The organism is Paenibacillus sp. TCA20, from assembly GCF_000732325.1.
GTDB classification, from domain to species: Bacteria; Bacillota; Bacilli; order Paenibacillales; family Paenibacillaceae; genus Paenibacillus; species Paenibacillus urinalis.
In genome coordinates, this window is sequence record NZ_BBIW01000007.1 from 226955 (window position 1) to 247825 (window position 20871).

13 protein-coding genes and 1 pseudogene are annotated in these 20871 nt (G+C 48.4%); all 14 read right to left on the reverse strand.

What is annotated here, in order from left to right; genetic code table 11:
- The 14 genes and pseudogenes from TCA2_RS15370 to TCA2_RS15430 all read right to left on the reverse strand — a co-directional run bounded on the left by TCA2_RS15370 (window position 1) and on the right by TCA2_RS15430 (window position 20823).
- Window positions 1-1551 (reverse strand): response regulator transcription factor, encoded by a 1551-nt coding sequence (locus TCA2_RS15370; protein ID WP_047912485.1) that lies wholly within the window; start codon window positions 1549-1551, stop codon window positions 1-3.
- Between the two features lie 370 nt (window positions 1552-1921).
- Window positions 1922-2716, reverse strand: coding sequence for an NAD(P)-dependent oxidoreductase (locus TCA2_RS15375; protein ID WP_047912486.1), 795 nt, complete (start codon window positions 2714-2716; stop codon window positions 1922-1924).
- A 144-nt stretch (window positions 2717-2860) separates the two neighbouring features.
- Entirely contained in the window at window positions 2861-3997 is a 1137-nt protein-coding gene (locus tag TCA2_RS15380) for a DUF2087 domain-containing protein (protein ID WP_047912487.1), read from the reverse strand.
- A gap of 222 nt (window positions 3998-4219) precedes the next feature.
- Window positions 4220-5404: pseudogene (locus tag TCA2_RS15385) on the reverse strand (anhydro-N-acetylmuramic acid kinase).
- Window positions 5401-7077 carry a beta-N-acetylhexosaminidase gene (gene nagZ, locus TCA2_RS15390; protein WP_047912539.1) on the reverse strand — a complete coding sequence of 559 codons (1677 nt, stop codon included), beginning with the start codon at window positions 7075-7077 and terminating at the stop codon, window positions 5401-5403. Before nagZ ends, TCA2_RS15385 begins: the two are co-directional and overlap by 4 nt.
- Before the next feature lie 4 nt (window positions 7078-7081).
- Complete coding sequence (locus tag TCA2_RS15395) at window positions 7082-8254, reverse strand: exo-beta-N-acetylmuramidase NamZ domain-containing protein (RefSeq protein ID WP_047912488.1); 1173 nt, start codon at window positions 8252-8254, stop codon at window positions 7082-7084.
- Between the two features lie 57 nt (window positions 8255-8311).
- Window positions 8312-14200 carry an S-layer homology domain-containing protein gene (locus TCA2_RS15400; protein ID WP_052512050.1) on the reverse strand — a complete coding sequence of 1963 codons (5889 nt, stop codon included), beginning with the start codon at window positions 14198-14200 and terminating at the stop codon, window positions 8312-8314.
- Window positions 14201-14334: 134 nt separating this feature from the next.
- Window positions 14335-15033, reverse strand: a complete 699-nt coding sequence (locus tag TCA2_RS15405) for a hypothetical protein (protein ID WP_047912489.1) — start codon at window positions 15031-15033, stop codon at window positions 14335-14337.
- A 25-nt stretch (window positions 15034-15058) separates the two neighbouring features.
- On the reverse strand, window positions 15059-16171 hold the full coding sequence (locus tag TCA2_RS15410; RefSeq protein ID WP_047912490.1) for an ABC transporter ATP-binding protein: 1113 nt from the start codon (window positions 16169-16171) through the stop codon (window positions 15059-15061).
- Between the two features lie 21 nt (window positions 16172-16192).
- Window positions 16193-17026, reverse strand: coding sequence for a carbohydrate ABC transporter permease (locus TCA2_RS15415; RefSeq protein WP_047912541.1), 834 nt, complete (start codon window positions 17024-17026; stop codon window positions 16193-16195).
- Between the two features lie 32 nt (window positions 17027-17058).
- Window positions 17059-17979, reverse strand: coding sequence for a carbohydrate ABC transporter permease (locus TCA2_RS15420; protein WP_047912491.1), 921 nt, complete (start codon window positions 17977-17979; stop codon window positions 17059-17061).
- Between the two features lie 106 nt (window positions 17980-18085).
- On the reverse strand, window positions 18086-18403 hold the full coding sequence (locus tag TCA2_RS27625; protein ID WP_238546411.1) for a hypothetical protein: 318 nt from the start codon (window positions 18401-18403) through the stop codon (window positions 18086-18088).
- Window positions 18400-19440 carry an ABC transporter substrate-binding protein gene (locus tag TCA2_RS15425; RefSeq protein ID WP_238546412.1) on the reverse strand — a complete coding sequence of 347 codons (1041 nt, stop codon included), beginning with the start codon at window positions 19438-19440 and terminating at the stop codon, window positions 18400-18402. The genes TCA2_RS27625 and TCA2_RS15425 overlap by 4 nt, the downstream gene beginning before the upstream one ends.
- A gap of 36 nt (window positions 19441-19476) precedes the next feature.
- Entirely contained in the window at window positions 19477-20823 is a 1347-nt protein-coding gene (locus TCA2_RS15430; protein ID WP_047912492.1) for an ABC transporter substrate-binding protein, read from the reverse strand.
- Between the last annotated feature and the right edge of the window lie 48 nt (window positions 20824-20871).

The following is a 20871-nucleotide window of genomic DNA, read 5'->3' on the forward strand; positions in this document are numbered from 1 at the left end:
TCAATCCTCTTTTGCAAATTGCTCTCTGCGGTAGGCGCTTGGTGATAAGCCCGTAAGCTTCTTGAACACTTTTGTAAAATAGCTCTGATCCGAGTACCCCACCTGAGCACTGATCTCAGAGATGGACTCCTCTGTTGAAGTCAGCAGCTCCTTCGCTTTTTGAACACGGATCTTATTCAGATACTCACTGAATCCCTCGTTATTATGAGCTGAGAAATAACTCGACAAGTAGGATGGGTTGAAATGAAATTGCTTTGCTACTTCGGTCAGTGTAATCGGTTCCCTGTAATGCTCTTGAATATAGCTCAGCAGCATCGCCATATTCGGATCAGTGTTGGTTTCCCCAATCACCTGCTCGGCTTCATGAATGAAATCAACAATGCGCTGAATCGCGTCCCGGGCATATTTTGCCTCATCAATTCTGCGGAAGAACTCATATTTGCTCTGCTCGAGCCGCTCTGTATCATATTTCATTTTTCCGAGTGTACTTGTCACATTGAAGATAAAGTTGCCCAGATAAGCTTTGAATTCAAAAATATCCGTTCGGTAATCCATGGATTTGAGATGAATGTGCTCCAGAAATCCGGCAAAGCCCTTCTGAAACTGCTTCCGCTTCAGCTGCTCTGTCAGCTCTCCCATGTCGAGGTCTGCTGTCACTTGAGGCAATTCCGGCAGATCCCCTTCAAAGATAAAATGCTTATCCGGCATATAGAACGAATACCGCGCAAGCGATAAGAACTGATTCCGATACACCGCTCCTAACTGCAGGAAATCCGTAAAACGCTCTGTCATGACCATATGAACGCCAGATTTTTGTTCCGGCGGCAGCTGCCCTATCCTTCCTCTAACGTCCATAATGAGACTGCTCCAAATCCCAGAGTCCATGTTAAGTATATATAGGGCCTGGTCCTTCATGTTCAAATGGATGCCTACCGTATCTGCAATCTGTGAGATCATGGTTTCTATCATCTGACTCAAGCTGGTTCTTACTTCCTGCACTGCGATGTGCTTCATATCCATCCCTATAAGGACGTAGCTGTCCCCTGGCAGAACGGACTCCAGCACGCCGGGTGGAAGCTCTGCTTCATAGCCTGCGATCAGCTTCTCCGCGGCCTGTTCAATGTACCTCTCCTCAGCAGGTTCTTCTGCTGCGGTTTCCTGTAATTCGGCGATTTGGGCTGCCGTTTTATTCAAGATGCTGAGTAAATACTCGGCTTCCAGCTTTGGCTTCAATATATAATCGGCTACACCGCTCTGGAAGGTGGATCTGACGTACTCAAATTCACTAAAGCTGCTGAGAACGATAACCTCCGTCTTGGGGTGCCGTTCCTTCACAATTTTCACGAACTTCTCGCCATCCATGATGGGCATGACAATATCGGTCAGAATGATATGAGGTCTAACCTCCTCCACAAGATCAAGTGCCTCGAGTCCGTTCGCAGCCTCGCCGACAATTCGAAATCCGGCCTGTTCCCAGTTCATTAGATGCTTAATGCCCTGTCTTACCAGCATTTCGTCATCAACGATCATCACTTTGCATAGGGATTTCAAAATTTCATACCTCCTCTTGAATACAAAAAAAAGCCCAGCTAATCCGCCAGGCGCCCATTCGTTGGGACATGGGTATCTTAGATCTGCAGAAAAATGATGAATGAAACGCTTCCGTTCATTTGTTTTATCTATTGTATAGATGATACCGTTCACAAACAACCTTGAGGCAGAGGCGAGCTGATTTTTATGTATGCAAATAAAATAAGCTAAGATGATATTTCTTGCAAATACCTTCTTAGCTCATGCCGTTCATTCGCACTCTTTTCTATCTTATCGCTATACACATGGTTTAATACTCGTATTATGATCGAAGATCTGAGGGCGGGGATTTTTCGATCGCCATACGGATCATCGTTAGAATCTTCCGCACCTAATGCGCTGTTCCCGTCATTCCTCCGCCCTGGTAATCTGTCTCATCCTCTTTAATCTGTACCCCTGTGCTTCTGGCTTCTTCCAGCAGGTCAGCAGCATCGTCCTGGGGCTTGTATCCGATCAGCGATTCCAAATATCCGATATCGTAGTAATTATCTGTATTGGCCGAGGTTCCGTACAAGCATAGAAACTTATGCTCATCCGAGGCCTCGATGCATTTCTCAGCCAGCTGTACCATATCCCGCTCTGAGATCCAAATGTGGGCCGCTCTTTCTGAATGCGGACGGTCATCACCTGGAAAATTGCCAATCCGAATATTAATGGAGGATATCCCATATCGATCTGCATACAATCTCCCGAGCAGCTCAATATAGCACTTGCTTAATCCGTAGAAGCTGTCAGGACGATAAGGGTCTGTGACCTCTACTTCCTCGTCCACTTTATAGAAGCCGGTCGCATGGTTTGAGCTTGCAAAAATAATCCGTCTCACCCCTTGCTTGCGTGCCGCTTCGTACAAATGATAGGCCCCTGTTACATTGATCGGCAGTACTTTGCCCAAAAAGTCTTCTTCATCCTTCGCCCATGCAATATGAAGCACCGTGTCCACGCCTTCAGTAAGAGCAAGCAGCTGTTCCGCATTGGTGACATCCAGCTTCTTAATGCCCTGTTCCTCATTTGCATTCAGATCTGCGGCAATAATATGATAAGCCTCTGTCGCCTGTAAGCCTTGGGCAAGACAGCTTCCGATTCTTCCTGCCGCCCCTGTGATAAGTATTTTCCGTCTATCCGCCATTCCTTCCTTCCACCCTTCATAAGATTATTTCCCGGGATATAATGATGAGTTCTGCTATACCCAGTATTAACCTAAAAACAAAAAACACATGCACGATGATCTCGAATGTACATGTGTTCTTAATGGGGTAAGTGTATTTTTTTATTACAAGGTGTTGTATCCATTCGGTTCATAAGGACTCAACTTCTCAAGCCAGCTTGCCTCCAGCTTCTTCAGCGCATCCTTCGCATCGAAGAAGGGATTACCCTCCGGTACCTTCAGCTTCTCCAGCACTTCAATCTCGAATGCATGCTCACCAAGCTCTGCCCACTCCTGCTGCAGCGCGCGATTTCGGTGACTACCCATGTTCAGCATAAATTGCTGTCCGTTGATAGATTTCAAATTCGGTGTGCTGGCGACGTAGAGCTTGCCGTTCTGCTTATTGCGGATTTGGTAAACCCCTGCCTCGGTCTTCACTTCTTTGGCTTGCTGTTGTAATTCCTCTCTCCGGTTCATCTTCTTATCCTCCGTTCCTATAGAATCGGTTAACACATACCGGCTTCCATCTTCTTCTCTGCTTAGAATTCCGTAATCCACCATATATCTGCGAATCGTCACATAATCCTCATACACTTGTTCAAGCATACGGTTGACCTCAGGCTCCGAGTACACGACCCCGGGTATGAAGCGCTTCGCAAGCTCGTTCATCACAATGATGCGATGCTTCTCCTGCATGGAAAAGGTCTTAAGCGGACCATCCACTCCATGGGGGAAGTATTTCTTAAGCACCTTCTCTTGTTCGGATGTGGTAATACTGTATCTGTCATCATCGTGACCAGCGCGTTTGCTGATCGGTGCCGCAAGCTCTACAGGGCGATTCGGATCATGCTCACTCAGCAGCTCCATGACCGCAAGCAGAACCTTGGCCTGGCGCTCCTTCTCCTTCAACACAAAACGATGATTGCGTATAGTCGATGTTGATCCTGTACCAAGCTCCTTCTGAATGTCTGCATCCTTTTTGCCTTCGTAAAATTTCGCTAACAGCTTGCGCTGTATATCAGAGAGTCCACTCACACTTTTATCCAGAGATATCAAATATTCAAATACAGACCCGTGCTCCTGCTCAATATGGATCTGAACATATCTGAAGGCTTCATACAAGACACCATCAACCGGATAAATTACTCCCTTCTCAATCCGTTCGCCACAGCACACACAGATGAACTCGAGATCGTGCTCCATATATCCACGCTTGATATCCACAAGCCCCGCATCATCCATATAAGCTTTATTCACTTCCATATCATTCGCACTCTCCATTATATTTTATATAGACATAATATTATTATGTTTGTTAATTGTCAAACATATATAATAATTATCTAATTATTAATTGAAAATGATATGAATCGATATTAGAGCATCAGCTTGCTCTTCTTTCTTACAGTTACAATGATGTGAACAATTAAAAAAAGCAGGACCATGAAGGTGAACTCCCTTCATAATCCCGCTTATCCTACGGTTTCAGCCAAGCGCCAGCTTGCCCATTACAACCCGGCGGCCCGCTCCTGTAGCGGAAGGCACATTGTTTGGTATGCCGTGGATATATTCGTTACCGAGCAGTGCAAAGATCAGCGCTTCTTTTGCATCGTCATCCATCCCAAACGAACTTGCCCTGGCAACGGTCCGGCCAGGAAGCAGCTCACTCAGCATAGATAGAAGCGTCTCGTTATGTGCACCCCCGCCAGATACGATAATTTCGTCAATTGTATACTTAGAGAATACCCAGCGTTCATAGCTATCCGCGATAGACTTTGCTGTGAACCATGTTGCCGTAGCTACGATATCCGCCGAGGACAATCCACGCTCCCTCCCACCGGCTAAAAAGGCTGCCGCAAATGCCGCCCCAAACAGTTCACGACCGGTGGATTTAGGCGGCACTAGCGAGAAGTAAGGATGCTGTATCATCTCACTTATCCAAGCTTGGTCCGGTGTTCCCTCTGCTGCCCATTTCCCGTTCTCATCATAGGCAAGCTGTCCTCCGGACAATTCGAGCACAACTTGGTCGATAATCATGTTACCCGGACCCGTATCATAAGCCGTTACTTGATCAGCTGTGCAGGCCGCAGGAAGAATCGTACAATTCCCGATTCCTCCGATGTTTTGTAAGATCCTCCCGCGCTGTGGATCACCGAACAGAATCAGATCTCCATAAGGAACCAGCGGAGCACCCTGCCCACCGGCCGCCATATCGGCTGGCCTGAAATCACCCACAACCGGTCTTCCGGTTCGGGCTGCGATGACCGACAAATCCCCAAGCTGTAAGGTGGAGCGGGCAAGCGACCGTCCTGCATCTTCCTTCGGAATATGCCATACCGTCTGTCCGTGTGAGCTGATGAAGTCCACTTCATCCATAGCGATGCCTGCTTGATGGCATACAGCGTGAGCAGCAGCGGCAAATCTATCCGCAAGCAGAAAATTCATCGAACAGATGTCTTCTACATTAGAATGTTCAATCGTACACAGCTATTTGATCCGCTCTCTAAATTCCTCTTCATATGGGAGCTGTGTATAGGCAATCAGACTGGATGCTGTACTCAGTCCACTCCCTTTGATTCGAACCAGCGCTGCGTCCACACCATCGAGCGACGTGCCTGACATAAGCCCGATGACTAGACTCTCTGCTTGAAAGCCTGTAATGCGGATCATTGCGAGGAGATGCCTGCCGTCAACTCATCACTAAGGGTGACGGGCAGCTTGCCCTTGAACGGAATCGAACCAAGCAACGCTCTTGCCACGCTTCTCATCGTTAGCGGCCTGCTCTCATAAGCCGCAATGTATACTTTAATATCGGGAAATGCCATAAGGTCATAGGGATTGCGTGTAGCGACCACCGCAAGCGGCTTGCCCGTAGCCTGCAGCTGTTTCACCAGCTCTGCCTGCTCAGAATAGAAGTGTGCATTATAGGTAGCGATCACAATCTGCTCAATATCCGGGCTTGCTGCTGCGGTGATGACTGATCCGATCTGCTCAGCCACTTCTGCTGCCGCTATACTAAGGTCTTCTACATGAATTCCCTGCTCGATCAGCGCAGCACCAAGACTCAGCTGATCCTTGATCTTCTCATCGGCAATGGTCATCGCTGAGGATGCTACTGTCACAGCAAGCACCTTCTTCCCAGACAACGGAAGCATGCCTGCATCATCACGAACGAGCGTCATGCTGCGTTCACTGATTCGGCGAGCGATGTCCCCATGCTCTGCAAGCCCGACGCCCGCTGGCAAGCCGTTCGCGTCGATAACGGGTGCAGCCTGCACCTCCTGAGGGAAGCTGCCATCCTCCATCATGATGCCGCGCCGGATCTTCAGCGACAGCAAACGGCGGACTGACTCATCGATTCGCTCTTCAGTAAGCCTGCCTGATAGCACAGCCTGTTCAATCGCTTGATATGCTCCAGTGAGCAGCTCATGGGTATGACTGATCAGCACGAGATCGGCTCCTGCTTCGAGCGCCATTACCGAAGCCTCCACAGTGCCGTAGGTATCGACAATGGCATGCATCTCCATACAGTCGGTCATGATCACTCCCTCATAGCCCAGCTGATCTCTTAGCAGCCCTGTCAGTACAGAGGAAGACAGCGTCGCCGGCTTCTTCTCCGCTTCGAGTGCCGGGAAGTAGATGTGAGCAGACATAATAAAGTCCACTCCCTCTTCAATCGCCTTCACAAATGGCGACAGCTCCAGCCCTTTCATTCGCTCCAAGTCATGGGGAACGATCGGCAGATCCAGATGCGAGTCAGCAGCTGTATCACCATGTCCAGGGAAATGCTTCGCACAAGCAGACACACCGGCATCCTGATAGCCACGAACCGCCTGAGCACCATACTCGGCCACCATCTGTGCCGACTCACCGAAGGAGCGAACCCCAATCACCGGATTAAGCGGATTGTTGTTCACATCCAGAACCGGTGCAAAATTCAAATTAATGCCGAGCGCACTTAATTCCTTGCCACTGGCCAGGGCCGCTTCATAAGCATCATCACTTGCGCCTGCAGCTGCAATCGCCATATTACCAGGGAATAAGGTAATTCCATCCGCTATACGAGCCACCATCCCGCCCTCCTGATCAATGGATATCAGCAGCGGCAGCTGGCTGGCCTCCCTTGCAGTAGATTGCAGCTGATAAGTAAGCTGAGCTACCTGTCCGGGACCCTCTACGTTCCGGGCAAAATAAATAATGCCCCCGACAGGATGCGCCTTGATAAATTCTACGAGCGGCACTGTCAATTCTGGACCCGGGAGTCCGCACAGCAGCAATTGACCGATTTTTTCACGCAGACTTAAACGAGCAAGCAGTGCTTCTACATTGGAATTTGAATTCATGTTCTCAGCTCCCATAGATCAGATAAGATGCTCTTCTCTCACGCCATTTCTCTTCATCCTGATGCCAATTCGCCATGATCTGCCGAAGTCCTTCTTCGTCCCGAACCCGTTCTCTAATTTCCTTTCCTCCTGTGAGGAGATCTATAAAATAACGGTTGCCTTCTGGAGGAGGCGAAGTCCATTCGAAGTGCTGAGGGTGCGAGCGTGCAATTTCATGCAGCAGCATCAGCCCTGTCTCTACTGCTTTGAATTGGTCTCTATCCGTAATGAACAGCCGAACGCCCCCGCACAGTACGCCTTGATGCTTGGAATACACAGGTGCAGCATATACGGGATGAATATGGACACCGGGAAGCTGATGAGCTTCCATTTGCCGTGCAATTCGCTCACCCTCCATCCAAGGTGCGCCTATCCACTCAAAGGGTCTGGTCGTACCTCGTCCTTCAGACACATTCGTCCCTTCAAACAAACAAGTCCCTGCATAGACCTCAGCCGTTTCTGGTGAGGGAATATTGGGTGACGGCATCATCCAGGGCTGCCCCGTCTCGGCATAGGTCATGGATCGCCTCCAGCCTTCAAGCCTGACGACATCCAGCTCGCATCCGCTCCCCTCTTCCTTGTTCCGCATCATGGCAATCTCTCCGATCGTCATCCCATAGCGTATTGGCATATGCCAGGCACCCACGAAGGATTCATAGCCTTGCTGCAGGATGCCTCCTTCTACCTTCATTCCCCCCATTGGATTGATTCGATCAAGAACAAGCAGTGACTTTCCGCTGGCACCACAAGCATCCATTATATAGAAGAGAGTAGACAGATATGTATAGAAGCGTACTCCTGCATCCTGCATATCAAAAATAACTGTATCCACCTGTTCCAGCATTTCCGGCGTCGGTGTCTTCTGCTTGCCGTACAGGCTGAATACGGGAATTCCAAGCACAGGATGCATCTCATCCTCGAACGGAACTCCTGCCTGACGTTCACCGTACAGACCGTGTTCTCCCGCAAACAAGGCGGTCAGCCGGCTGCTCTTAAGCTGCGCACATATCTCGATCGTCGTCCTGAAATCAGCCGTTATACCTGTAGGGTTCGTAACCAGCCCTATTCGTTTGCCATCAAGAAATGGATGCGATAATTCGGATAACTGATCAGCTCCGGTAAGTACATTTGCCGTCATGCCATCCCCTCCCTTGGTTATAGAGAAGGCGCAGGACATCACCCTGCGCCTTCTTTGTTATTTTTGAAGCAAATTATATATAAGCTGTGCAGTTTCTGCTCTAGTCAGTGTGTCATGCGGATCGAAGCTGCCGTCCGTTCTTCCGCTGATAAGCCCTTCGCGCGTAGCGGCAAGTATTGCTTCCTGCGCCCAATCGCTAGCTGTGCTCATATCGGTGAACGAATGAGCGTTGTTCGGCGTGCCTTCCGTTATTTCCATATGCTCGAACAGTCTCATCAACACGACTACCGCTTCTTCCCTCGTCATCTGATCCAGAGGACGGAAGTGCCCCCCGCTTCCCTGCATAATGCCTAGCTGCTCAGCCGCAGCAACCGCATTTGCATAGTAGGCTTGATCTGCCACATCTTCAAACGAGGATGCATCTTCTGAACGATCAATTCCCAAGCTGCGCATGGCCATTACCGCAAAATCCGCGCGGCTCACGGATGCGTTCGGTTTGAAATTAAGTTCTGAAGTTCCTTTCACGATATGCCTCGCTGCCATTTTTTCTGTTATTTCCTTAGCCCAATGGTTCTGCATATCATGAAACATGATGTGATATTCCATTACTGCAATCAGCCCTGTTCCATCGGTCTCAAAAGTAACAACCCCATCTTTCCATTTGCCATAGATATATTTAGCTCCCGTGGCATGAACCCTATATATCCCTGCATATTCAGGATCAATATCCGAGGTGTTGATCTGCCAATTTACTTGAACTGGAGCGGCAAGAGCAGTAAGACTGCGGTCTCCTGAATACCAATGAATATCTGCAACAAGATTTGAAGGCTGCAGAGCAGGTGTCGTTTTTGCTGCTTCTATCCACCCACGACTCTCGTCATCAAGTACAAACTTGATGTGTAAAGTGAGCCATTCCTCCTCCATTGCCTCACCTTGCATAGCTGCATAGGGAACCACAATATTTAGGGAGCCTGTGTGAATATGAAGATCCTTCTGCTCTTCATGCAACAGTCTCAAGCCTTCCGTCTCTATTTGTAGCTGCGGTTGTCCAGACTCTCCTGGAATACCTTCCTGCCTGATCGTAATATATTCTTCCGTCTGAGTGAGAGCTTCAGAGATATCCTTCTGAGCTATCACGGCTTTACCATCGGATGTAACTTGAACTGAAATGATTCCCTTTTCAATGACCGGATTACGCTTCTGCTCCTCAGAGCTTCCGCCGCCAGCTTGATTACCCGTGTTTCCTGTACCCGGATTATCTGTCCCTGGATTACCACCGAATTTACCTGTTGAGAAATGCCATATATCCGATTTTGTAGAGCCACTGTGTTCATCTTCAGCTACGGCATACCATTGATACACCGAATTATTCGCAAGCCCTGACCAATTTACACTGGCCTCACTTCCGCTATCGATACCTGCTGCCTTATCAATCAGCTCATTCGTATACACCTTAATGCCTGCATAGTCTGTAGCTACTCTCTTCAGCTTGCCTTGCAAGTCCAGATCAAGTGAAAATTCGTCCTTCCCCGGATACTCGGTTGGATCATAATAGTTGTAATCATCTAAGAGAGGCGAGTATGTCTTCATGTGCAGCTTGTTGTTCTGCATATCAAATTGCATGAGCCGGATATAACCAAGTCCACCCGCTTCTGCTCCTTGGTAATCTGCCAGCATCTGATAGACACTGCGATCCGGTGTACCGTCTCCGTCATCATCGATCTCATCTACCTTCAACTCCGCATCATGATAATGCCCCGACAATGCGGCAATTACATTCTCATTCGGAAGGATGACCTCTTCGTAGACTTTGTCAGCAATTGGTGCACGGTTACCGGATACGAGCAGGTATTCATGGAAGGCTAGAATCGCCTTCCGCTCCGGATATTTAGCGAGCACCTCGTTCATCCAGTCAATCTCCGGCTGACCCAAGCCCCAGCCCATGTACACAATAATAAAATCGTTACCGTTTGATGAAATAAGGTCATAATGCCCCATATTATTTTTGTAGGACTCTCCGTAATGCGGTTGATCCTCAAAACGCCAAGCCCCAAAGTATTTCCAGTACTCGTCATAGGTACCAAACTGATTAGATACATCGTGATTTCCTGCAAGTACTCCATAAGGAATATTGGCTTCCTCGAGTACCTTCATGTTCTTATCCGCCTCTATCCATTGATACTCCTTGTCGGATTCATCAACAATATCCCCGGTATGAATTACATATTTAATTTTTTGCTCTTCTTTCTGATTACCAATCCAGTTCGCAATCTTGCGGTAGGTTTCTGGATAGCTTTCTGAGTAGTACTGTGTATCGGACATCCATACGAATGAAAAATCATACGGATCTTCGCTCACAGGCAGCTCATCCTGCACCATCATCTGAATTTTACCGCCGCTCCGATAATTGCCCGCAGTAACCATCGCCTCAAGCTTAAAATCCTCATCTCCTGCAATTTGCTGGTCAAGCAGCTCCCACTTTTGCTGATCAGGACGGAACGCGTACAGGCTGACTTTACGTCCTTCAAGCGACTTCCCAACCCACTCCAGCAGTACTTGATCGGTATCTTTGACTGACGAATTCAGCTTAGCCTCAAATCGGTGATACGGAAATTGCTCCATGGAATCGTCTGTCAGATATTGACCATCAACATTTGCAATTTGAGTATAGTCTCCCTTAGTCATTGCCTTTTCTCCGGCAGGCACTTCTTCTTTAGGCGGCTCTACGTCTGCTGCATTACGGTATCCTTTGAAGGATTCCAACTGTTTAGCATCATGCAGATAACCTTTGTAAAAGGATACGTCCATCACATCGGAGGCAGGATCAGTAACCTTAATTTTGAGCTCTGCATTTAGCGCCACATCTTCTGCACCGTTCTTAGGAGATACCAGCTCAGGTTTCAGTGGATTTTCTTCCGGAACGATGAATCGGATTGCGACCTCGCTCATATTTCCTGCCTGATCCTCTGCTTGGATCTTCAGCTGGTGTTCGCCAGCCGATAGTTTGGAGGACGATGTCTCATAAGGCAGCGTTATCACTTCGCCGTCAAGCTCAGCATGGCTTTCCTTAACTCCTGCAAGCTCATCCGTGATATGAGCATCAATCGTAAATTCACCACGGTACTCTTTTCCCTCTTCAAGGTTCGGATTAATGTTAGGCGCCGTGTTATCAACAATGACGCTGGCACTGACCCTTTCCTCCCCCGCTTCTGCAGTGAGATCATGCTCGCCATCCTCTGCCTTTCTTGTGTCCCAGGCATATGCCGTTGATCTCAGCTCTTCAGCAGTCAGATTAAATGCAAAATCAATATACTCATAGCGACCTGAGCTGTCTCCCATTTTGATCTCTTCTTGGGGGTTAGAATAGCTCGGATCATATACTACGGTTCCATCTGCAAGGACGAGACGAATATTACGAATCTGAAAATCATCCTTATTCTCTTCTTCACGCTCATCAAAAGGCGACGACTTGGAGCCTGCGCGAATGGAAAGAACGTTATTCCCTTCACGGAATCGCTGCGCATCAATCGGCACTGTCAGCGTTTCATACTGATTAATCGGATCCTGAAAGGTGTGAAGGATTTCCTCTCCGCTGGTTACCGCATTTTTGAAATAATAATTAACGCCAATCACTTCAAATGCAAAATAAGCATCGTGCTCAAGGGCATCAAACGTTTCCTCAGCAGGAACGGCTTTGTCATCTATGAACAGCTCAATATCCTGCTCTCCTTCAACACCTTGTGTTCCTTTGATCATTGTATTACCGCTAATGATCTGATCTTCCTGTACATTCAAGCGCAGCTCATCTGACTGGACATTGCCAGTAATCTCCACGAATTTAGGTTCAGTCTGCCGCTCGTTCGTCCCATCGGACAGCTCCAGATAATACTCCAGCTGTTTGCTGCCTATAAGCTCAGGAGAATAGACCGTATAGTGATAATTAGAATCGTCATAGGATAAGTACAAGTATCTTTTTGTAAACTCGGAATCCTTATCCGTCTTATAAAATAAGACAACTGATTTGACAGAAGTATGGTCTGTTACCCCAAAGGCCATTTTTATGTTATTAAGCTGGTCCACAGTATCAGGTACATCAGCAAATTGCAGGACAGGTGCTTCAGGATCAGTCTCTAACTGCACAGGAACAGACGGAATCTGTACAGGATCAACCACACCTGGGGTTGCGTCCAGCAGACCTGCACTGTATTTCAGCATTTCTGTTCTTCCGCCAGTCGGATAACGATAGAAAATACCTTTGTCTGCTTGTGTCTCATCATCGTTATCATACGCTGCAGAGGCTATGTCTATATGAGTATTTGTGCCGATAACAGCAGCCCGCTTACCTCCGTTGGCCATACCGTCAGAGTAGACTCTATACAGATTGTCATTCTCAACTAAATTACTGCCATAGTTGGCATTGAAATCGGCCGCTGTTTTATCTCCATTCGCTGAATTAATGACCCAGAAGACGATCGTTTCCTGCGATGAGATCATCATTTCTTCATGATCTGTAGGCCATATAACGTCTGCTGACGGACCAGAGTCCGTATAGCGGTAGTACAGCTTATAATTCTTCAAATTAATGTCCTGATTAGTATTGTTATACACCTCAATAAACTCATATCCATCGGCCCCACCGACATTTGTTGAATCTGGGACAAGTTCGGTTACAAGCAAGGCTGGGACCTCATTGTAATCGACATCTGCCTGTTCGACGTTGACCGTATATTGTTCAGTTCGTGAGACTGCTCCATGAGCTTCAGCTTCTATATAATAGATCAGCTGCGGATCCGTCAAAGAAGTCTTTGGAATGGAGGCCGTGTAGTTCATGCCTTCCGCTTTACTCATATTCAGAACATGGAATTCTGTCTCCGACATACTCCGGTAATAAACGGCAGCTGTGACGGTTGCCTGCTGCTGTGCTGCCTCGATCTGAGCAGCTTCTTCCAGCATGTTCTGATCAGTGATCTGCTGCTCTGCTGCTGCTTCCATCTCAGGAATTGCAACTGAAGCCTCCACATCTTCTGCCTGTTGATCTGCTGTTTCTTCTTCCACAACGCCATCTGGTGCACCCGCTGCTTCGGCTTGTTGCTCTGCTTCATTCTCTCCAGCACTCTCATAAGTATCTTCTATCACAGTTGGATTCTCGTTTAAGCTCGAAGAAGCGGATTCATCTTGTTCATTCTTGTCTACAGCTTCAGCTGCAGACAAATCAGCTCCCTGTCCAGCTATGCTAATGTCCGCTTGGATCAAGACATCTTCATCTATACTGACCGAAGTAACCGGGATATGTAATATCACCGGAGCCTGCACTTCCTCCTGCGGCCTCAACTGCTCTGAAGCTACTGAACCCGGGGTAGCAGCACCTCTGCGCTCATAGATTGTCTGCTCACCACCAGATGTTGGAGGGTAATAGTGCGCACTTGTTCCTTCACTGACATCATCAGATAAATAGTTTGCATTGGCCAACGGTTTACCGCTGCTATCCTGTACAATAACTCCCCTTTTTCCTCCATTAGCAAATCCGTCAAATCCTGTTACTTGGATAATCTGAGATGAAGTCAGTCCTGTTCCAAAATGAATATTAAAATCATCCAAACCTACTCCCGTTTTGTTGTACCACATCACCATAGCTTGTCCAGATGGAATAACTACGTTATCTGGAACAACAAACGCCTTGTTCGATCCGGGATTATCTGTGTAGTTATAAATCAAAGAATAATTGCTCAAATTCAGATCTGATCCTGATGCATTGTACAACTCAAAAAATTCATAAGCTTCTGCTCCCAGATTATCCGGATGTATTTCGGTAACGAATAAATCTGATTTGGCAGCTGCCAGTTCAACACCCTCCTCTGCCCGCATGACACCGGCCGGAGCCCAGAGTCCTGCGAGCATTGATCCAAGACACAATAAAGATAATCTTTTCTGCCATTTTCTTAACAAACTGCTTCACTCCTGTATTTTGTAGTAGATAAAGCCATGATAGAATATAACTTCCTTTATCAGGCTAAATCGACTGTGTAAACAGAACACGAGGAGTATGTAAAAACAAACCATTAAACTGTAAAACATTACATTTATTTTACGCTCGGCGTCATTCCTTTCTCAGACCACTCATCTGCGGCAGGCTCTTCTTCCTCCTCAATCAAATTAGCCGTCACCTTGTACATATAAATGCCCATCATACCGTTAAACAGCACGAGGAAGCCGACTGCCGTCAGCGCGAGCAGCACCGTAAGACATACTGTCTGGAAGAAGGCCCCGACAGTGTACCCCGGATGCCTCAGGAGCAGCTTGACACTCTCTCCCATCGCCTTGAAGATCCCCATCTCCTTCTGCAGAACGAGCTGGAACGTATGGAATTGAGAGATGAACGCCATGATGACAAAATATGTCTGAAATACCGCAATAATCGTATAAAACATGCCTTCTTTGCCGCCGTAATACCACCAGGTGGACCAGAGAATGAACACGAGCAGCGATACGAACAGCCCCATGATTACCGCGGGAAAATACCCTCTTCTCATTCCAGCAAGTAAATCCTTTAATCCATTCCTTCTGCTCTTCCGCTCCATCTTGTGATGGAATACATTCAGTACACCCAAGAACAGCGGCATATAAATGAAGGGAATGATGATCAAGGCAGCGGTTATGGGCAGCAGCAGCACAGCAGGAATCAGAATTAATGAACTGATCACACTGTATAGGGCAACGGGAATGATCTCCCGATAAATCTCCGCTCCCGTCTTGACCAGCACCTCACTCAGCTTACGCATCACATTTCACCCCTTGTTCTTATTCTCACGAATTTAATATAATTCTTTGCTCGGTCTCTGGATCAAAATAATGGGCCTTATGCAAGTTGAGCAGGAAAGTCTTGGACAGTCCCGTATATGCCGTCGTTTCCGGATTAACCTTCGCTGTAATCAACCGACTCCCGATGTGAAAATAGATCAGGTTCTCCGATCCGAGATGCTCAACAACATCTATGTTTGCTTCAATTCTGTGATCACCCTCCAAGCTCGGAGCAATGTCTTCCCCGTAAATATGCTCAGGACGAATCCCCATCACGACCTTCTTGCCATGATAACCCGCAAGTCCGGCCGCTACCGCATCTGTGAGAGTCAGCTCTGCTCCTTCAATACGAATCTTGTTACCCTCAACGACGGCATCGATGAAGTTCATCGCAGGTGATCCGATAAAGCCGGCGACAAACATGTTCTGCGGATTGGCGTACAGCTCCGTTGGAGAGTCTATCTGCTGAATAATGCCATTATTCATTACAACGATGCGCTCCCCGAGCGTCATCGCTTCTACCTGATCATGCGTAACGTATACAATGGTTGCTCCAAGCCGCTTGTGAAGCTCACTCAGTTCTACCCTCATCTGGATACGAAGCTTGGCATCAAGGTTTGAGAGCGGCTCATCAAACAGGAACACCTGCGGGTCCCGAACGATCGCCCGCCCGACAGCCACACGCTGGCGTTGACCGCCGGACAACTCCCGCGGCTTCCGCTCCAGCATATGCGTCAGTCCCAAAATACCGGCTGCATTTTCCACCTGCTGATTAATGTACTCTTTATCCTTCTTCAAATTACGGAGTCCAAAGGACAGGTTCTCCCGTATCGTCATATGAGGGTATAGCGCATAATCCTGAAACACCATGGCAATGTCCCGGTCCTTCGGATGCAGGTCGTTTACGACCCTTTCGCCGATGAGGATATCGCCGCTCGTCTGCTTCTCGAGACCTGCAATCATGCGAAGCGACGTTGTTTTTCCACAGCCGGAGGGACCAACGAACACGACAAATTCTTGATCCTCAATAACGAAGTCGGAGCCCGCTACCGCGGTAAAGGCCCCTTTTTTGTCATCACTAAACTGCTTGCGCACTTGTCGAAACTCCACGCGTGCCATAGGTATTCCTCCTTTCTCGAATCAGCCCTTAACGGCTCCAATGGTAATGCCTTGCAGGAAGTAGCGCTGCAGGGAGAAGAACAGAATAATCATCGGCAGAGCACCCACCGTCGCTCCGGCCATCATGGCGGCAAAATCGGAGGCATCGCCGAACACGAACGAAGCAAGCCCGACCTGGATCGTCCGCATATCGCTTGAATTTGTAATGAGGAAGGGCCAGAAGAACTCATTCCAGGAAGCTACGAAGCTGAAGATCGCGAGGACAGCAAGACCCGGCTTCGCCATCGGCAGAATCACCTTCCAGAAGATCCCGAACTCACTGCAGGCATCAATCCGTGCTGCATGAATCAGCGAGGTCGGAAGGGAGGACATATACTGCTTCATAAGAAAAATATTTCCCACACTGACAGCTGTCGGCAGGATAATCGCTGTATACGTGTCCCCGATGTTAAATACATTGACCATGAGAATATACAGCGGAATCAGCGTAACCTGTGCAGGAATCATCATAGTACTGAGCAGAACCCAGAAGATGGCCTTATTACCCGGAAACTTAAGCTTGGCGAAGGCATAACCTGCAAGCGAGGCGAAGAACACATTCGTAAGCGTGGTGATGGCTGCGATAATAAACGAGTTCCATAGCCAGCGCCAGGCATCCGTTTTGCCAAAGAACCGCTCATACGGTGTCATCGAGATCACTTCAGGAATCATCTGCGGCCGGAAGGTAGCGGATACCTTCGTATCCTGAACAGAGCCAACCAGCATCCAATACAGCGGAATGATCGTGACAATCGCCCAGAGTAGAATAATAACGGCTGCCAGTATGAGCAGAACCGATTTTTTTTGTAATTTCATCGTCATACATCACACCCCCTCTATTGCTGCCTCTAATATTCAACATCGCTGGAGAAGTATTTAAATTGGATTATGGAGATGATCACGATGATGAGAGCCAGCACAAACGACTGTGCTGAAGCCAGACCAAATTCATAGAATACGAAGGCTGTCTGATAGATCAAATACGCAATGGTTGTCGTCGCAAAATTCGGACCCCCTTGGGTCATCAAATAAACCGAAATAAATACCTGAAACGACCCGATTACGCCTGTAACAAGCAGATACAGCGTCGTCGGTTTAAGCAGCGGCCATGTAATCTTCGTAAACTTGGTCCATGCACTGGCATGATCAATATCGGCTGCCTCATAGAGCGACTTCGGAATGCCGCCCAGAGCGGCCATGTAGAGAATGATCCCTGCCCCATGAGAGCCAAGCCAGCTCATTAGGATGAGCGAGAAGAGAGCTGTACTGGATTGTCCCAGCCAGATTACAGGATCAAGCCCGAACCAGCTGAGGAATCTGTTGAGAAGTCCGACCTCGGTCGGATCGAATATAGCCAGCCAGACCACGGAGATCGTAACGCCGGAGGCGACAGCCGGCAGGTATAGCGTTGCTTTGAAGAAGGTCTGCCACTTGCTCTTCATTTGAAAGATCAGCACAGACAAGACGAAGGTAATGATAATGTTGACCGGCACGGTTCCCAGTGTAAAAATAACGGTGTTTCGCATCGACTTCCAGAATGTAGCGTCCTGGAATAACCGACTGTAGTTATCCATCCCTACCCAGGTGGAATTCATAATGCCATACTCCTGAAAGCTCATAAAAAAAGCATGACCCACCGGATACAGTGTAAATACGAGGAACAGCAGAACCGGCGCTAAGATGAAGAGATAAGCCCAGCCATATTCCTTAATCGCTCGCATTGGGCTTTGGCGGGAAGGTGTCCTTTTTGGCGCAAGTGATGTCTGCATCGTTCTCTCACCCCTTGTGTTTGTCGTAGAATTGAACCATTCCTTCTAGCAAAAAGGCTCCTGAGGACTTTGTCCTCAGGACAGCCTCCTCTGCAGATGACGCTATTTATTTGAGCATTTGCTCTGCCTTTGCCTTGAAGTCCTCTGCAATTTGCTCAGGTGTCTTCTCGCCGGAGAACAGGGCTTGAATGTTGGGCTTGACGACTTGTTCCTTGAACTGCTTCTGCTGCGCAGATTTGTCAATGTCGAGTGAGAGGGTTACCGGAATTTCGATATGCTCTGCCATCATATTCGCGGCTTCTATGGTGTCCGGTGTGCCCAGACCCTTGCCTTCGAAGTATTCGGTTTGTGAATTTCGAACGAAAGGAAGCACAAGCTCGTTAGCCGAGTTCCCTGCTTTGGCGCCGCTCAGCGCCTCCATCACAAGAAACGTATTCTTGGCATGCTGCTCGCCCTTGTCAGTTTTTTTTGCTTGAAGGCAACGTAACCCTCTCCACCCATGGTTGATTTAGGCTCCGCTCCGTCATTATGGGGTACAGGAAGCAATACGAATTCGATTTTCTCGCCTTGGACGGTGCCTGCATCAATATCTTTGTTACGGTTCTGAATCATGACATCATAGTAGGGAAGTGCTTTGGAGATGATCGCCGCTTGCCCGGCATAGAACATATCCGTTCGTTTGGCGGGAGCAATGGCTGCGGTTTCTTTAGGCATATAGCCTTGATCAATGAGGTTGTCTATGAAGGTAAGTGTGTCTAATATACGTTGGTCATTCCACTGAAATTCGCCGCTGGCGTTAAGCACATCGGGCATTCCATTATTGCGTGTCAGCATTTCAATAAAATCCAGTGAGGTTCCGTCTGTGACGAGCGCATACTGCGTGGTGCCGTCAGGAGCCGTACCTGTAAGCTTGGCCGCCGCCTCGTTAAATTCATTCCAGGTCCAGCCCTCCTGCTGGATCTGCTTCCAGTCAATTCCCGCTTCCTCCAGGATGCGCTTATTTCCGCCCCAAGCCCACTGGAATTGATAGAGCGGCAGTCCATACTGTTTGCCTTGAATTTGGCCAAGCTCTAGTGTGCCAGGCACGTAGTCATTCTTGATCTCATCGGTCAGGTAAGCGTCCAATTCAAGCGCAAGCCCTGTCTTCACATAAGCGCCATCAACACTGTGAAAATACAGATCTGGCGGATTACCTGCATTCAGAGCGACGTCGAACTTCTTAGGCCCCTCTGCCCATGTAAGCATTTCGTACTCAACCGTAATATGGGGATGCTCCTGATTAAAATCAGCGATCAGCTCCTTCAGCTCATCTTCATATGTGCCATGAACAGGGTAAGTCCACACGGTTACTGTATCCTTGGCATCCGCATCTCCGGTCTCCGCTTCACTGCCTGAAGTGCCGCCGCAGGCTGTCACGATGAGCATCATCATAGCGATCATAAGCGTAAGCGGTTTTTTCATATACTCTTCCCCCTTTTTCGCATCGCATCTAAGGATCTACTTGAACATCTCTTCTCCCTTAGCCTTAAACTCGGCCGCTATCTCTTCGGCTGTCTTCTCGCCTGTAAATAACGCCTGAATGTTCGGCTTCATCACCTGCTCCTTGAACTGCTTCTGCTTCGCTGCCAGCGCTGAGTCAAGCGAGAGAACGACCGGCTGCTCCATATGCTCTGCCATGATAAGGGCTGCCTCCAGCGTTTCCGGCGTACCCAGACCCTTGCCTTCAAAATATTCAGCCTGTGACTTTCTAACAAACGGCAGCACGAGCTCATTGGCCGAATTCCCGGCTTTGGCGCCGCTCAGTGCTTCCATAACTAGGAACGTGTTCTTGGCATGCTGCTCGCCCTTATCATTCTTTTGCCTAAAAGCTACATAGCCCTCGCCGCCCATCGTTGATTTCTGCGGAGCATCCTTATGATGAGGGACCGGCAGCAATACAAAATCAACCTTGGCACCCTGCACCGTTCCTGCATCAATATCCGCATTCCGCTGCTTGATGAGCACATCGTAATACGGGATTGCCTTGGAGATAATGGCCGCCTGCTCGGCATAGAACATTTCTACACGTTTCGCAGGAGCAATGGCTGCCGTTTCTTTTGGCATATAACCTTCTGCACGAAGGGTCTCCAGGAATTTCAGCGTCTCTAGAATACGATCATCATTCCACTGGAATTCACCTTCCGCATTCAGCACATCCGGCATATTGTAATTGCGGGACAGCAGCTCCATAATCTCCATCGTCTGCCCTTCGGTCACAAAGGCATATTGTGGAGATCCGTCAGGAGCAGTCCCCATCAGCTTAGGCGCGATCTCAAGGAATTCACCCCAAGTCCACCCCTCCTGCTGGATCTTCTGCCAATCGACTCCAGCTTCCTCAAGAATACGTTGGTTGCCGCCCCAGCCCCATTGGTACTGGTAGATTGGAAGACCGTATTGCTTGCCTTGAATCTGCCCGAGCTCAAGCGTTCCCGGATAATAATCCTCCCTGATCTCAGGTGTCAGATAATCATCCAGCTGAATAGCCAATCCAGAGTCGACATAACTTCCATCTACACTGTGAAAATACAAATCCGGCGGATTGCCCGCATTCAGGGCGACATCAAATTTCTTTGGGCCTTCAGCCCAGGTGAGCATCTCTGTCTTGACGGTAATATTCGGGTGTTCCTTATTAAAATCAGCGAGGAGCTCCTTCAGGTCCTCTTCATACTTGTTATGAACAGGATACGTCCAGACCGTCACTGTATCCTTGGCATCCGCGCTTTGCTCGCTGCTACCTCCCCCGCCGCTGCAGGCTGTCACCGCAAACATTAGAATAGAGGTCAGCACAATCCATGTTTTACGCATTAGCACTTATCTCCCCTCATTCGTTCCTCGATAGGAACACCGTAGATT

What these genes read in the sequence shown, in the direction of transcription:
- TCA2_RS15375 (WP_047912486.1), bottom strand. Translation starts at nt 2,716, where the DNA reads ATGGCGGATAGACGGAAAATACTTATCACAGGGGCGGCAGGAAGAATC.
- TCA2_RS15380 (WP_047912487.1), bottom strand. Translation starts at nt 3,997, where the DNA reads ATGGAAGTGAATAAAGCTTATATGGATGATGCGGGGCTTGTGGATATC.
- nagZ (WP_047912539.1), bottom strand. Translation starts at nt 7,077, where the DNA reads ATGAATTCAAATTCCAATGTAGAAGCACTGCTTGCTCGTTTAAGTCTG.
- TCA2_RS15395 (WP_047912488.1), bottom strand. Translation starts at nt 8,254, where the DNA reads ATGACGGCAAATGTACTTACCGGAGCTGATCAGTTATCCGAATTATCG.
- TCA2_RS15405 (WP_047912489.1), bottom strand. Translation starts at nt 15,033, where the DNA reads ATGCGTAAGCTGAGTGAGGTGCTGGTCAAGACGGGAGCGGAGATTTAT.
- TCA2_RS15410 (WP_047912490.1), bottom strand. Translation starts at nt 16,171, where the DNA reads ATGGCACGCGTGGAGTTTCGACAAGTGCGCAAGCAGTTTAGTGATGAC.
- TCA2_RS15415 (WP_047912541.1), bottom strand. Translation starts at nt 17,026, where the DNA reads ATGAAATTACAAAAAAAATCGGTTCTGCTCATACTGGCAGCCGTTATT.
- TCA2_RS15420 (WP_047912491.1), bottom strand. Translation starts at nt 17,979, where the DNA reads ATGCAGACATCACTTGCGCCAAAAAGGACACCTTCCCGCCAAAGCCCA.
- TCA2_RS15425 (WP_238546412.1), bottom strand. Translation starts at nt 19,440, where the DNA reads ATGAAAAAACCGCTTACGCTTATGATCGCTATGATGATGCTCATCGTG.
- TCA2_RS15430 (WP_047912492.1), bottom strand. Translation starts at nt 20,823, where the DNA reads ATGCGTAAAACATGGATTGTGCTGACCTCTATTCTAATGTTTGCGGTG.